The sequence below is a fragment of the Dehalococcoidia bacterium genome, assembly GCA_041653995.1.
Taxonomy (GTDB): domain Bacteria; phylum Chloroflexota; class Dehalococcoidia; order GIF9; family UBA5629; genus CAIMUM01.
On the sequence record JBAZEK010000001.1, the window covers coordinates 770,461 to 783,677 of the forward strand.

At 56.5% G+C, this 13,217-nt stretch carries 14 protein-coding genes; 13 read left to right on the forward strand and 1 reads right to left on the reverse strand.

Features of this window, described 5'->3' with window-relative positions:
- Nucleotides 1-6: 6 nt before the first annotated feature.
- Nucleotides 7-1,044 (reverse strand): hypothetical protein, encoded by a 1,038-nt coding sequence (locus WC359_03750; protein ID MFA5399530.1) that lies wholly within the window; start codon nucleotides 1,042-1,044, stop codon nucleotides 7-9.
- A 241-nt stretch (nucleotides 1,045-1,285) separates the two neighbouring features.
- Between WC359_03750 and WC359_03755 the strand changes: the two genes are divergently transcribed.
- The 13 genes from WC359_03755 (at nucleotide 1,286) to WC359_03815 (ending at nucleotide 13,207) form a co-directional block, all read left to right on the forward strand.
- Nucleotides 1,286-1,624, forward strand: coding sequence for a hypothetical protein (locus WC359_03755; GenBank protein MFA5399531.1), 339 nt, complete (start codon nucleotides 1,286-1,288; stop codon nucleotides 1,622-1,624).
- A gap of 142 nt (nucleotides 1,625-1,766) precedes the next feature.
- A complete protein-coding gene (locus WC359_03760; GenBank protein MFA5399532.1) occupies nucleotides 1,767-2,294 on the forward strand; it encodes a ferritin family protein in 528 nt (175 codons plus the stop codon).
- Nucleotides 2,295-2,328: 34 nt separating this feature from the next.
- Nucleotides 2,329-3,012 carry a flavin reductase gene (locus WC359_03765; protein MFA5399533.1) on the forward strand — a complete coding sequence of 228 codons (684 nt, stop codon included), beginning with the start codon at nucleotides 2,329-2,331 and terminating at the stop codon, nucleotides 3,010-3,012.
- Nucleotides 3,013-3,023: 11 nt separating this feature from the next.
- The gene (locus WC359_03770; GenBank protein ID MFA5399534.1) at nucleotides 3,024-4,208 is read left to right on the forward strand and encodes an FprA family A-type flavoprotein; all 1,185 of its coding nucleotides are present in this window, start codon (nucleotides 3,024-3,026) and stop codon (nucleotides 4,206-4,208) included.
- A 186-nt stretch (nucleotides 4,209-4,394) separates the two neighbouring features.
- Complete coding sequence (locus tag WC359_03775) at nucleotides 4,395-4,772, forward strand: desulfoferrodoxin family protein (protein ID MFA5399535.1); 378 nt, start codon at nucleotides 4,395-4,397, stop codon at nucleotides 4,770-4,772.
- Nucleotides 4,772-7,060, forward strand: a complete 2,289-nt coding sequence (locus tag WC359_03780; protein ID MFA5399536.1) for a heavy metal translocating P-type ATPase — start codon at nucleotides 4,772-4,774, stop codon at nucleotides 7,058-7,060. The genes WC359_03775 and WC359_03780 overlap by 1 nt, the downstream gene beginning before the upstream one ends.
- A gap of 147 nt (nucleotides 7,061-7,207) precedes the next feature.
- Complete coding sequence (locus WC359_03785) at nucleotides 7,208-9,193, forward strand: copper-translocating P-type ATPase (GenBank protein MFA5399537.1); 1,986 nt, start codon at nucleotides 7,208-7,210, stop codon at nucleotides 9,191-9,193.
- A gap of 107 nt (nucleotides 9,194-9,300) precedes the next feature.
- Entirely contained in the window at nucleotides 9,301-10,005 is a 705-nt protein-coding gene (locus WC359_03790) for a PepSY domain-containing protein (GenBank protein MFA5399538.1), read from the forward strand.
- Nucleotides 10,006-10,132: 127 nt separating this feature from the next.
- Complete coding sequence (locus WC359_03795; protein ID MFA5399539.1) at nucleotides 10,133-10,966, forward strand: ferritin-like domain-containing protein; 834 nt, start codon at nucleotides 10,133-10,135, stop codon at nucleotides 10,964-10,966.
- Nucleotides 10,967-10,984: 18 nt separating this feature from the next.
- Nucleotides 10,985-11,563: a Fe-Mn family superoxide dismutase gene (locus WC359_03800; GenBank protein MFA5399540.1), complete on the forward strand. Its 579-nt coding sequence runs from the start codon at nucleotides 10,985-10,987 to the stop codon at nucleotides 11,561-11,563.
- A 49-nt stretch (nucleotides 11,564-11,612) separates the two neighbouring features.
- Nucleotides 11,613-12,266, forward strand: a complete 654-nt coding sequence (locus WC359_03805) for a DOMON domain-containing protein (GenBank protein ID MFA5399541.1) — start codon at nucleotides 11,613-11,615, stop codon at nucleotides 12,264-12,266.
- Between the two features lie 10 nt (nucleotides 12,267-12,276).
- Nucleotides 12,277-12,519 carry a hypothetical protein gene (locus WC359_03810; GenBank protein ID MFA5399542.1) on the forward strand — a complete coding sequence of 81 codons (243 nt, stop codon included), beginning with the start codon at nucleotides 12,277-12,279 and terminating at the stop codon, nucleotides 12,517-12,519.
- A 13-nt stretch (nucleotides 12,520-12,532) separates the two neighbouring features.
- A complete protein-coding gene (locus WC359_03815) occupies nucleotides 12,533-13,207 on the forward strand; it encodes a molybdopterin-dependent oxidoreductase (protein ID MFA5399543.1) in 675 nt (224 codons plus the stop codon).
- Nucleotides 13,208-13,217: the final 10 nt, after the last annotated feature.

Sequence of the window (13,217 nt, forward strand, 5' to 3'; positions counted from 1 at the left end):
TGAATTTCAACGCGGCAGGCTATCGACAGCCTCTTGCAGGGCGGCGGGTCCGGTCATGGCGGACACGCGGTCAACGAACTCCGACAGCGAGCTCGACGCCTCTCTCAGCCTGGTCATCTGAGAGTAGATCGGGCCGGCCGAGCCGGGGTCCTGCCCGTAGATGCCATGAAAGGCGAAGTAGGCCTGGTTCAGCTTCCTGATGTAATAGCCGTGGGACTCGAAAAAGGCGCGGCGCCCATTCATGTATGTTTCAGCCTGCTGCACCTCTCCGGCGGCCAGCAGCCCGTCCACCTGCCGCCGCGTCGTACGCATCTCGGCCGCGAAATCAAACCCGTCATCAGGCCGGCTGTTTTGTTGCGGGGCTGCGGTTTCAGCGTAATGGCTGTATACGATGGACCCGATCTCGTCGGCGATCATCCCGGCCAGCGTCTCGTTCATGGTTATCACGCCGGGTTCCTGCGCGAAGCCCAGACAATCCAAGAGATAGCGAAAACCCAGCGGTCTAAGGGCCAGGTACTGGTGCGCCCACTCTTCCACAGCCGCCTCGACCATGTTTTTCACAGGCAGTGAAGGCGAAACGACGGCGGGATAAGCCGCGCCGAAGCCGCCGATCTTAACCACCAGCGCGGACAGACCCAGCTCCGTAATGCTGTTCTCCAGCTCCTCTATCCGGGCTAAATCCATAGCGGGCTGCAGCAACTGGCGATCTAAATATAATATGCTTTCCCTGGGCGATACCACCAGCAGCAGAGGTGGCTGCTCGAACCTGTACCTGACCGGCGGCACTGCCGCTATCCCCTGCTGCGCCAGCGCACGCTCTATGTCCGCGTCCAGCGTGCGCATGACGGTATTCGTGCCGGACTCTACAGGGGAGAGCGAATTACGCAGCTCCCAGGCCGGCACGTTCAGGGCATAAGGCGCGGCGGCGCGGCGTATCTCGTATCCATTGTCGAAGGCGCCGGACGGCAGGCAGGCCGTTATCAATATCAACACACCAAGCGATACATACAGCGGACTTTTGCCGAGAGCAGAGCTGTTGAACACCCGGGGCTAATCCTTACAATATACCTTTTAATAGCGGTCCGTTGTTATTGTGCCCCAAAAGCGGCGGCAGGCCAAATCAACGGCAGGATGAAATTAAGCATTTCCAGCTAATCCTTTTTACCCATATATGCGCTTGTGCGCAAATTTAAATTAAGCCTCACGACGGATGGCGGCGCGTTTTGCGCATGTTAAATTAGTAGCGTAAGGAAAAAGGATATAAACAACAAAGGAGGATATGACAATGGCTGAAACAATGGAAAAAGTCCAGAACACTCAAACGGCACAGGGAGTAGCGGGGTTCAATTTCTGGGCTGACAAGCAGCCCTGCTGGGAGAAGTGCCATTGTCCCGAGATGATAAAGGCGGAGTGCCCGTCCACCATGTACCAGTTCCTCCCCTGCTGGGAGATCGAGGGCACTTACTGCAAGCTGGACGACCGCGGGGCAACCGGCAAGGACACCAGCATCTGCGAGGTCTGCCGGGTCTACAGGAAATACGGAAACGGCGAGCCCATCAGGATCAAGCTCCACGGCAAGGGCATGGACACACAGCTCAAAGCGCTGGAAAAAATAGCACGCTGAACAGTCAACACTCAGGATCTCTACAGGCCGGCCTTTAAAGGCCGGCCTTCCTTATTTCCTTCAGCGTTTCGGCCCTATGTGACTTTTATTACTTTCGCATATAATAAAGTTGCTATAATGGGCTGAAGAGAGGAGGATGCATATGAAAGACGGCCATGAGACCATCGTAGAGGCGCTGAAATACGCGCTGCGCATGGAGCTGGACGGGAAAAAGTACTATACGCTGGCGGCGCGGGAGAGCAGCAACAGGGTGGGGAAGGACCTTTACTTCTGGCTGGCGGAGCAGGAGGATCTTCACTACAAACGTTTCGAGCAGATCTTCGCCGCGATTTCGTCCCAGAAAGGCTGGCCGTCATCAGGCGTCAAGCCCCCCAAACCGATAAAGCTGGGTACGCTCTTTTCCCGCCTGATCAAGGAGTCGGCCAAACCGGCGGGGACAAAAGCGGAGATAGGCTCGGCCGATACAGCCATAGATATGGAGATCAAGTCACGCGACTATTACAGGGAAAGGGCGGACAAAGCCTCTTCCCCGGACGAAAAGGGGTTTTTCAAGGACCTTTCCGCCGAAGAGCAGGGACACTACCTGGCGCTGGTCGATTACAAGGAGTACATCAGCGATCCCGTGGGCTGGTTCACACGCACGGAACACCATCTGCTGGACGGCGCATAATCATTTTATATATCGGGGAGGTGAAACATACAGCATGAACTCCAAAGCACTCTATTCCCTGACCTACGGACTGTTCGTCGTGTCGTCCATGAAGGGCGATAGGATCAACGGACAGATCGCCAACACGGTCATTCAGGTTTGTTCGGAACCTCAGGTCATACAGGCCGTGATCAACCGCAGCAACCTCACGCACGAATACATATCCGCCAGCAAGGTTTTCACGGCGTCTATACTCGCCAGGGAAACGCCGCTCAACTTCATCGGCGGATTCGGATTCAAAAGCGGCCGCGATGTCGACAAGTTCTCCGGCGTAAACTATAAAACCGGGCAGAGCGGCGCGCCGGTCGTCCTGGACAACTCCCTGGCCTATATCGAGGCGAAGGTGATAGCGCAGCTCGACGTCCATACGCACACCATCTTCGTGGGCCAGATCATAGACGCCGATGTAATCAAGGAAGGCGAGCCGATCACCTACGCGTATTATCAGCAGGTCAAACGGGGCACCACTCCCAGGACGGCGCCCAGTTTTATTGCGGATAAAAAGGAGGATAAAGCGACTATGGACAAATATCAGTGCAACGTTTGCGGTTATATTTACGATCCCGAGAAAGGCGACCCGGACGGCGGCGTCAAGCCCGGCACCAGGTTCGAAGACATCCCTGACGATTGGACCTGCCCCGTATGCGGAGCGGAGAAGAGCCAGTTTAAAAAGCTTTAGAGGAGGTCAGCATGAAAAGGCCGCAGATCAGGCCCGGCATCGATCCGGTGGGCGCCATTGACTGGGACCGCCGCCTGTTCGATTCGCTCATACCGCTGCCGGACGGCACAAGCTACAACTCCTATCTGGTGCGCGGCAGTAAGAAAACCGCCCTGGTGGATACGGTCGATCCCGCCATGGACAGCGTGCTCACAGGAAACCTGGACGATCTCAAGGTGGAGCAGATCGATTATGTCATCTGCAACCATGCCGAGCAGGACCATGCGGGCAGCATCCCCCTGGTCCTGGACCTGTACCCTGAGGCTAAGGTAGTCTGCACACCCAAATGCAAGGGTATGCTGATCGACCTTCTGCACCTGGACGAGGGCGTCATAACGACGGTCAACGACGGCGAGAGTCTATCTTTGGGCGATAAGACCTTGGAGTTCATCCATGCGCCCTGGGTGCACTGGCCGGAGACCATGGTATCCTACCTGCACGAGGATAAAGTCCTTTTCTCCTGCGACTTCTTCGGCTCCCACCTGGCGCAGTCCGCCCTCTACGTCCAGGACGAAGGCCAGGTATATGAGTCCGCCAAGAGATACTTCGGCGAGATCATGATGCCGTTCAGGACCAACATCAAGAAGAACATGGAGCGGCTCAAGGGCTACGCCATCGACATCATCGCTCCCAGCCACGGGCCGGTCTACGACAGGTCGGAATTTATACTGGAATCCTATAAGCACTGGGTGTACGACGAGCCCGCCAACATGGTGCTGCTGCCCTACGTCTCCATGCACGGCAGCACAAAAGATATGGTTGACCACATGGTGGGGGCGCTTATCGCACGCGGCGTGAACGTCAGGCAGTTCGACCTGACGGTGGCGGATCCCGGCAAGATCGCCATCGCACTGGTGGACTCCGCCACTTTGATACTGGCGACCTGCACGGTGCTGGGCGGAGCGCATCCGCTGGCGGCCAATGTGACTTTCCTGGCCAACGCGCTGCGTCCCAACCTGAAATTCGCCACCATCATCGGCTCCTTCGGCTGGGGCGGCCGCACCATCGAACAGATCACCGGCATGCTGACCAATATCAAACCCGAAGTACTCCCGCCCGTATATATCAAGGGCAGCCCGTCGGAGAACGATTTCGCGGCTCTCGATGCGCTGGCTGAGGCCATAGCACAAAAACACCGCGAGAACGGCTATAAATAAAATCGAACAGGAGAACCGGCCATGACTTACTGGATGTGTGAAAAATGTAACTTCGTTATCGAGTCGCCCAGGCCGCCCGACCCCTGCCCCAGCTGCCTGGTCAAATGCGCCTTCAGCGACGTCACCTGCTATACGCCCGAGTGCGGCGGCCAGGGTACGCTGGATTCCAGGCTGGTGGCCCAGCGCGTGGTCAAGAGAGAGAAACCGGGCAAGATCGTCCACTTCAGTGACCTGGCCAAAGGACGCACCTCTGAGGGCAAGGAGAAACACATCCCGAGCATCGAGATGATGAAGGGACAGGGCAAGATGGGCAAGGACCTGGTGGAGATCGTCGTCGGCAGGGAGGCGTCCCACCCCAATACGGCCGAACACTATATAGTCTGGATACAGGCCTTCGGCGTTAAAAAAGACGGCCATATCCTCGACCTGGGAAGAGAGGTATACAAGCCTGAGAAGGGCCGGCCGGTGTATGCCTTCGAGATCGACTCGTCCGAGTTCAAACACATCTTCTCCTTCAGCTACTGCACCCAGCACGGCGTCTGGGAACAGCACCTGGAGTTGTGATGCCCGCTAATGCCGATACGTCGACGGTGAAAACCACTTTCTCCGTGAGCGGGATGTCCTGCGCATCCTGCGTCTCCCGCGTCGAGAAGTCGCTGCGTGACCTGCCCGGCGTGGTCTCGGTGGCGGTGAACCTGGCATCAAACCGCGCTGTAGTGGAGCACACGGGGAAGGCCGACACCGCCGCCATGCTGCGCGCCGTTACCGACGCCGGATACGGGATAGAGGTGGTCACGGCGGAGCAGGGCAGGGAGGACGCGGCGTCTCTGCGCGAGATCTCGCAGCTCCGCACACAGTTCATATTTTCGTTATGCATCGCCGCCGTGGTCATGCTGCTGAGCATGACCGGCCTGCTGGACTATGACTGGAAACCCTACCTGCTGTGGGCACTGGCCACCCCTGTTCAGTTCTGGGCCGGCCTGCGCTTCTATAGGGGCGCCTGGGGCGCTCTCAAGCACGGCGCGGCGGACATGAACACACTGATCGCCGTGGGCACATCGGCGGCCTACCTCTACAGCACCGCGGTGGTGCTCTTCCCGCATTTCTTCTCCTCGGCGGGCATGGGACACGGGCTGTACTTCGACACCTCCTCCATGATCATAGCGCTGATACTGATGGGGCGCTTCCTGGAATCACGCGCCAAAGGTCAGACTTCCGAGGCCATTAAAAAACTGATCGGCCTGCGGCCCAACACGGCCACCGCCGTACGGGACGGGAAAGAGGTCGAGGTGCCGGTGGAGCAGGTGGCGGTGGGCGAATTTTTACTGGTAAAGCCGGGCGAGAAGGTGCCGGTGGACGGCATCGTCAGCGACGGCTACTCGGCGGTGGACGAGTCCATGCTGACCGGCGAGAGCATGCCCGTGGAAAAGAAGGCGGGCGACAATGTGACCGGGGCGACGCTCAACCTGACGGGCAGCTTCAAGTTCAGGGCCACCCGGGTGGGCAAAGACACCGTGCTCTCCCAGATCATCAGGCTGGTCGATGAGGCGCAGGGAAGCAAGGCGCCCATCCAGCGGCTGGCCGATATCATAGCCGGCTATTTCGTGCCGGCGGTCATCGCCATCGCAATTGTCACTTTCCTGATCTGGCTTATCATCGGGCCGCAGCCCTCCTTCGTCTACGCCCTGCTCAATTTCGTGGCCGTCCTGATCATCGCCTGCCCCTGCGCGCTGGGGCTGGCCACGCCCACCGCCATCATAGTGGGCACGGGCAAGGGCGCCCAGTACGGGATACTCATCAAGAACGGGGAGGCGCTGGAGCGCACGCACAAAATAACCACGGTGATGCTCGATAAGACCGGCACGCTCACGCAGGGACGTCCCCGACTGACCGATATCAAGGCCTTCCCACCTTTTGCGGAGGAAGAGGCCCTGCGGCTGGCCGCGGCGGCGGAGCGCAACTCAGAGCATCCGCTGGCGCAGAATATTGTAAGATCCGCCCGTGAAAGGGGCATCGAAGTGCCCTCGCCGCAGACTTTCCAGGCTCTGCCCGGGCTGGGCATCGACGCGGGCGTGGACGGCCGCAAGGTTACTATCGGCAACAGCATGCTGATGCAGGACAGGGGTATCGATATCAGCGCCGCCCAGGGCGCCGCCGAAACCATGTGGAACCAGGGAAAAACCGTGCTTTTCCTCAGCATCGACGGGAGGATAGCGGCGGTGCTCGCCCTGGCGGACACGCTTAAGCGCGAAGCCGCGGCGGCTGTGGCCGCCCTAAAAAACATGGGCTTGCGCGTTGTGATGCTGACGGGCGACAACGCGCGTGCCGCCGGTTACATCGCAGGGCAGGCCGGCATAGACGGCATAATCGCCGACGTGCTGCCTGAAAACAAGTCGTCCGCAGTGTTAAAATTGCAGCAGGAGGGCCAGGTGGTGGCCATGGTTGGGGACGGCATCAACGACGCTCCTGCGCTGGCCCAGTCCGATATCGGCATCGCCATGGGCACGGGAACGGACGTGGCAATGGAGACGGGGGACATCACGCTCATGAGGGGCGACCTGGGAGGCATCGTCACAGCAATCTCGCTGAGCAGGCGCACTATGAGCACGATCAAGCAGAACCTGTTCTGGGCCTTCGCTTACAACGTAATACTTATACCCGTGGCGGCCGGCATATTGTATCCCTTCTTCTCTGCGGGCAACGTCCCGCCGGGATTGCAGTTCATCTTCGGCCGCTACGGATTCCTCAATCCCATGCTGGCCGCGCTGGCCATGGCCGCCAGCTCGGTCACGGTGGTATCCAACTCCCTCAGGCTGAGAGGGTTCAAACCGGTGGAATTGCCCGCTACGTAGTGACTGCCTGCGTCCCATTTTCAGTATCAAAATGAATAGCCTGAAAAAGGTCAATCAGGTGACGATATGAGGGGAATGAGCCACGGTGACCACCAGGTGTCTCCAATTACGGGTGGGCGTCATGGCATGGATATGACCTCGCATTCCATGCATATGCAGGCCGAACAGGATAAGCCGCCGGTGCATGGCGGGCAGCACGCTTCAATGGTCTCTGATTTCAAGCAGCGTTTCTGGATATCTCTGGCCATAACCATACCCATCCTTCTGCTTTCACCTGCTCTGCAGGAATTGCTCGGCCTGGGCAATTTACTCCGCTTCAATGGAGATATATACGTCTTGTGGGCATTGTCCTCAGTTGTGTTTTTCTATGGCGGTTACCCATTTCTCAAAGGCCTGTTTGAAGAGCTTAAATCGAAAAAACCGGGAATGATGACCCTGATCGGCCTGGCCATTATCGTAGCTTATGTATACAGCAGTGCCGTTGCGTTCGGTCTGAAAGGCGAAATGTTTTTCTGGGAGTTAGCTACACTGGTGGTCATCATGCTTCTCGGTCACTGGATTGAGATGCGGTCCATTATGGGTGCATCCAGAGCGCTGGAAGAACTGGCACGGCTCATGCCTGCTGACGCCCATAAGATCATGCCGGACGGTGGCATGAAAGACGTACCACTCGAACAACTTCTGGCCGGGGACAGGGTGATAGTTAAGCCCGGGGAAAAAGTGCCTGCAGATGGAATTGTATTGGACGGAGAAAGTTCCCTTAATGAAGCTATGCTTACAGGTGAATCCACGCCGGTTCCCAAGTCGGCCGGGGCAAAAGTGATAGGCGCCTCTATTAACGGTGAGGGAAGATTATTAATAGAGGTTCAGAAAATCGGGAGGGATTCTTACCTCTCGCAGGTGGTCAAACTTGTCAGAGATGCGCAGGACAGCAGGTCCAGGACGCAGGATTTAGCCAATCGTGCCGCCTTATGGTTGACTATCATAGCCCTGTCAGCCGGGGCAATAACTATCTTCATCTGGTTGATTATTATGAATGAGGACTTCGCCTTCTCGCTTGAGCGAATGGTAACGGTACTGGTAATAAGCTGTCCACATGCCCTTGGATTGGCTGTGCCGCTGGTTGTCGCTGTGTCCACCGCTATATCAGCCAGGAATGGTCTTCTGATACGAAATAGATTTGCCTTTGAACAGGCGCGCAATATTCAGGCCATTTTGTTTGACAAGACGGGCACGCTGACTGAAGGAAGGTTCGGCGTTACAGATACAATCATCTTACAATCAGAATTCACAGATAAAGAATTGCTCGCATATGCGGCCTCTGTGGAAGCCTTCTCTGAGCATCCCATAGCCAGGGGAGTCACGGCTTCAAGCGGGGATAAATTCCCGGTTGAGAATTTCAAATCCATACCGGGAAAAGGAGCTGAGGCCATAGTTAATTCAAAAATGGTGAGAATTGTCAGCTCGGGCTATTTGAGGGAAAACAATATTCAGGTCGCTGATGAAAGAATAGACGCGGCTTTTTCTCAGGGCAAGACCGTGGTATTCGTGATTATCGGAGGACAGCCGGCAGGCGCCATCGTCCTGGCCGATATCATCCGCCCCGAATCCAAAGAAGCCATATCAAAGCTGAAAGAAATGGGTATCAAATGCATGATGATTACGGGTGATAACAGGCAGGTAGCCGCGTGGGTTTCCGGGCAAATCGGTCTTGATGAGTATTTCGCGGAAGTTCTGCCCGATCAAAAAGCAGCCAAGGTGAAAGAAGTCCAGTCAAGAGGGCTGTTGGTCGCCATGACGGGAGACGGCGTAAACGACGCTCCCGCTCTGGCATTAGCCGATGTCGGCATCGCCATCGGCGCAGGTACTGATGTTGCCGTGGAGACGGCAGACATAATCCTGGTGAGAAGTAATCCCCTCGATACGGTAGCAATCATAGGCCTGGCGAAGGCAACCTACAGGAAAATGGTGCAGAACCTCGTCTGGGCTACCGGTTATAACGCAGTCGCCATTCCACTGGCTGCCGGCGCACTGTATGAATTTGGCATTCTGCTCACACCGGCAGTTGGCGCGATCTTGATGACACTCAGCACGGTAATCGTGTCAATTAATGCGAGGTTGCTCAGACTATAAGAATAAAGCAGATCGTAGCCGCAATTACATGCGAACATTACAGTTATGACGCATCCTGATTCCGGTGCTATAATCAAAATCAGAACACGTATGTCAGGAGGTGGACAATGTTGAGATGGTGTTTCCTGGTCCTTTTAATATCAGTACTCATGGTCTCCACATTTGTGTCAGGTTGCTCTTCCCAATCAGCTCAGGCCCCGTCCTACAACTATCCGCCAGGCGGTATGATGGGTCCCGGCGGTGTGACCGGACCGGGCGGCATGATGAGTCGCAACGGCCTGATAGGGCCGGGTGGGCCTTACGGGAGCAGCGGGCAGCGTATTACTATGGAGAAAGCCCTGGAGATAGTGAATAACTACCTCCGTGAGAGGAACGATCCCGATCTGGAAGCCGCTGAAATACTGGAATTCACCAACAACTTCTATGTTGGCTTCAAAGAAAAAAGCACGGGCTATTATGCCTTTGAAGCCCTCATCGACCCTTATACCGGAGATATGTATTCCGAGCCGGGGCCCAATATGATGTGGAATGCTAAATATGGGATGATGACAGGAATGATGTGGGGTAACCGTAATGCCGCTCTTCCCATGACCGTCAGCGAGGAGCAGGCCAAAAAGGCTGCGCAGGATTACCTCGATAGTTATCTGCCAGGTTTGAAAGTTAGCGACGCCGACCGTTTTTATGGCTACTACACTATTGAAATCCTCAAGGACAATCAAATTTACGGTATGCTCAGCGTTAACGGCTATACAGGGCAGGTATGGTATCACTTCTGGCATGGCCCCTTCATAGGGGTAAAGGAGCTGAACTGAGGCTGGTACGACTGCCGATCCCGTTTGTATAATAGTGAATGATGACTTACGTCACATCCTGAGATAATAAAATTCTGGTAACATGCGTCCTAAGATCGTTGACGCATGTACGTAAACGGAGGTTGAATTGAAAAAATCAGACGTCGTCGAACTGCTCAACAAGGACATAGAGGGGGAACATGCCGCCATCATCCAGTACCTGGCGCACGCCTATTCCATGGGCGAGGGCGAGCTGGCCTGTGAGATCGAGGCCATAGCGCGCGAGGAGATGCGCCACCTCGACTGGCTGGCCGAGGCTGTGACCGAGCTGGGAGGCACGCCCAGCTTCACCAGAGGCAAGATGCGCCAGGGCGGCAAAAGCGTAAGCGCCTGGATGAAAAACGACGTGCTGGCCGAGGAAGACGCAATTAAAATGTACCGCGACCACATCCGCCTCATTAAAGATGTCAAGATCAAGCGGCTGCTGGAGCGCATCCTCTCCGACGAGATGTCGCACCACGGCGACTTCGCGGGCTTCGTGAAAGAAGCCGCCGAAGAGAAGCTGAAGGACCTGCGCGGCGAGCGCAAAGACAGGCTCACCCGCGTGCTGGACTGGGGCATCGAGCACGAGTACACGGTCATACTGCAGTACCTGCTGCATTCTTACGCCGCGCCCAACGAGGAGATGCGCAAAGAGCTGCAGGACCAGGCCATTAACGAGATGCAGCATATGGGCTGGCTGGCCGAGAAAATGGTCGGCAGGGGCGGCCATCCCCATATGGAACACACAAAAATCGAAAAACCCAAAACGGCATCAAAGATGCTGGATGCCGATATCAAGATCGAAAAACAGGTCGCGGCCGCATACGATAAGGCGGCTAAAGAGATCGACGACAAGAAGGTCAAGAAGCTGCTGACCAGGATCCGCGACCACGAACTCTACCACATCAAAGTCTTCAACGACCTGAAAAAGTCACTCTGATAATAAGGAGGTTCTATTATGGCATACGAGGCGAAGGATTACGCGAAACTGCTGGGAATGGAGGGGTTCAGCGACACCCTCCTGAACAATCACTTTACGCTCTACAAAGGCTATGTGTCCAACACCAACAAGCTGTTCGACAGCCTGTCGGGAATGGTTAAGGACGGCAAGGCCGCGACCCCGGAGTACGCCGAGATGAAGAGAAGAATGGGCTGGGAATTTAACGGCATGCGGCTGCACGAGTACTACTTCGAAAACCTGGGCGGCAAAGGCGGGCTCAACCAGGACGGCAAGCTGGGCAAGCTGCTGGCCGCCGGCTTCGGCAGCTACGACGCCTGGCTGCAGGACCTCAAGGGCACGGCGGCCATGCGCGGCATCGGCTGGACCATTCTCTACCAGGACGTTATCGGCGGTAAACTTTTCAACCAGTGGATCAACGAGCACGACACCGGACACCCGGCGGGCTGCCAGCCGCTGCTGGTGCTGGACGTCTTCGAGCACGCCTTTATCACCGATTACGGACTCAAGCGGGCCGACTACATCGAAGCCTTCCTCAAGAACATCGACTGGAAGACCGTCGAGGCGCGCCTGCGCTGACCCCGTCACGACTGATAGAAGAATATTTCAGATAAAGGCAGGTGACATTATGTCAAAAATTTACGCCCTGCGGACCGTTATCCCGGCGCTGATACTGTTGCTTGCCTTTAGCGCGGCCGGATGCCAGGCGCCCTCTCAGCCTGAACCCAAAGCCACCCTGCCGCCTTCGCTGCCTGCGCCGGCTGTCGGCACGCAGCCGGAAGGTCAATCAGCGGTCGCTGAAAATGTCACCTGGGCCGCGGACGGCATGTTTAAGCCGGGAGAGTACAGTCGAAGTAAATCCTTCGGCGACTTCGAGTTGAGCTGGTCGACCGACGACCTTTACCTTTATATGGGGATGAAGGCCAGAACGGCGGGCTGGGTTGCAGTGGGCTTCGACCCCTCATCACAGATGAAAGACGCGGATATAGTCCAGGGCTTCATCAAGGACGGGGTGCTTTCGATCGCCGACCAGTACAGCACGGGCCAGTTCGGTCCCCATCCCGCCGACACGCAGCAGGGCGGCACCGAAGATATACTGGCGGCGGCCGGCGGATCGGATGGCGGCTTTACAACCATCGAGTTCAAGCGCAGGCTGGACACGGGAGATAAATTCGATAAGCCGCTGGGAAAAGGTACTCACAAAATAATCTGGGCCTACGGCAGCGACCCACAATTCACCCTCAAGCACATGGCGCGCGGGTCGGGCGAGATCGACCTTTAAAGGAGACCATATGGACGCATTTTTTCACTCTCAAATAGCCAGGGACATCATACTGATCTTCGCGGTATGCAACATCGTGCTTGGCCTGCTCGTTTTTTTCACCTGCCGCTGCCTGCCGGGATTCAAATTCGCGCGCGGCCTGATGCGGAACAAAGATTATGTAAATTTCTACAAATTCCACTGCTACCTCTGGCTGTTTTTCCTGGTATCGGTCATGGTGCATGCCTTTTTCGCCATCAATTTCATGCTTTAAAAGGAAGAATGCCATGCAAATCAAATGGATTTTACCGCTGACCGCCTGGAGCACGTTGATGCTGACATTGCTGGCAGGCTGCGCCGGCGGCGGCGCATCTGAGAGCAGTGATCTCTCCGCTGTGCAGATAAAGGAATACCATGGCGAGAGGCTGTCGGACCTGGGCGATTTCCATGAGAATTCGATCAAAGGCCCCCAGCGTGTGGATATCGGCTCCTACCGGCTGCGCGTTACGGGACTGGTCGAGAAACCGCTTGCCTACACCTATGCCGAAGTACTGTCCGGGCACAAGAGCTACACCAAGCTGGTCACGCTGGATTGCGTGGAGGGTTGGGCGGTCAAGATCCTTTGGGAAGGGGCGCTGGTGGGCGACATCATCACCCCGGCCGGCATACTGCCCGCTGCCAACACCGTCATTTTCCACGCGCATGACGGCTACACCACCTCTCTCCCCCTGGCATACGTCAGGGATAAAAACATCCTGCTGGCCCATAAAATCAACGGCGTGGAGCTGCCGCCCGAGCGGGGATTCCCCTTCCAACTGGTGGCCGAAGACAAATGGGGATACAAGTGGATCAAATGGGTAACCGAAATTGAGCTGTCGGACGATCCGAACTACAAAGGCTACTGGGAGAGGGCCGGCTACTCCAACGACGCCGACCTCGACAAACCCTTCTTCGAAAGGTGACCCGGCATAA

Excerpts from the sequence above, each read along its gene's own strand:
- WC359_03765 (MFA5399533.1), top strand. The coding sequence starts at position 2,329 with ATGAACTCCAAAGCACTCTATTCCCTGACCTACGGACTGTTCGTCGTG.
- WC359_03815 (MFA5399543.1), top strand. The coding sequence starts at position 12,533 with ATGCAAATCAAATGGATTTTACCGCTGACCGCCTGGAGCACGTTGATG.
- WC359_03805 (MFA5399541.1), top strand. The coding sequence starts at position 11,613 with ATGTCAAAAATTTACGCCCTGCGGACCGTTATCCCGGCGCTGATACTG.
- WC359_03755 (MFA5399531.1), top strand. The coding sequence starts at position 1,286 with ATGGCTGAAACAATGGAAAAAGTCCAGAACACTCAAACGGCACAGGGA.
- WC359_03800 (MFA5399540.1), top strand. The coding sequence starts at position 10,985 with ATGGCATACGAGGCGAAGGATTACGCGAAACTGCTGGGAATGGAGGGG.
- WC359_03785 (MFA5399537.1), top strand. The coding sequence starts at position 7,208 with ATGCATATGCAGGCCGAACAGGATAAGCCGCCGGTGCATGGCGGGCAG.
- WC359_03780 (MFA5399536.1), top strand. The coding sequence starts at position 4,772 with ATGCCCGCTAATGCCGATACGTCGACGGTGAAAACCACTTTCTCCGTG.
- WC359_03770 (MFA5399534.1), top strand. The coding sequence starts at position 3,024 with ATGAAAAGGCCGCAGATCAGGCCCGGCATCGATCCGGTGGGCGCCATT.
- WC359_03790 (MFA5399538.1), top strand. The coding sequence starts at position 9,301 with ATGTTGAGATGGTGTTTCCTGGTCCTTTTAATATCAGTACTCATGGTC.
- WC359_03810 (MFA5399542.1), top strand. The coding sequence starts at position 12,277 with ATGGACGCATTTTTTCACTCTCAAATAGCCAGGGACATCATACTGATC.
- WC359_03760 (MFA5399532.1), top strand. The coding sequence starts at position 1,767 with ATGAAAGACGGCCATGAGACCATCGTAGAGGCGCTGAAATACGCGCTG.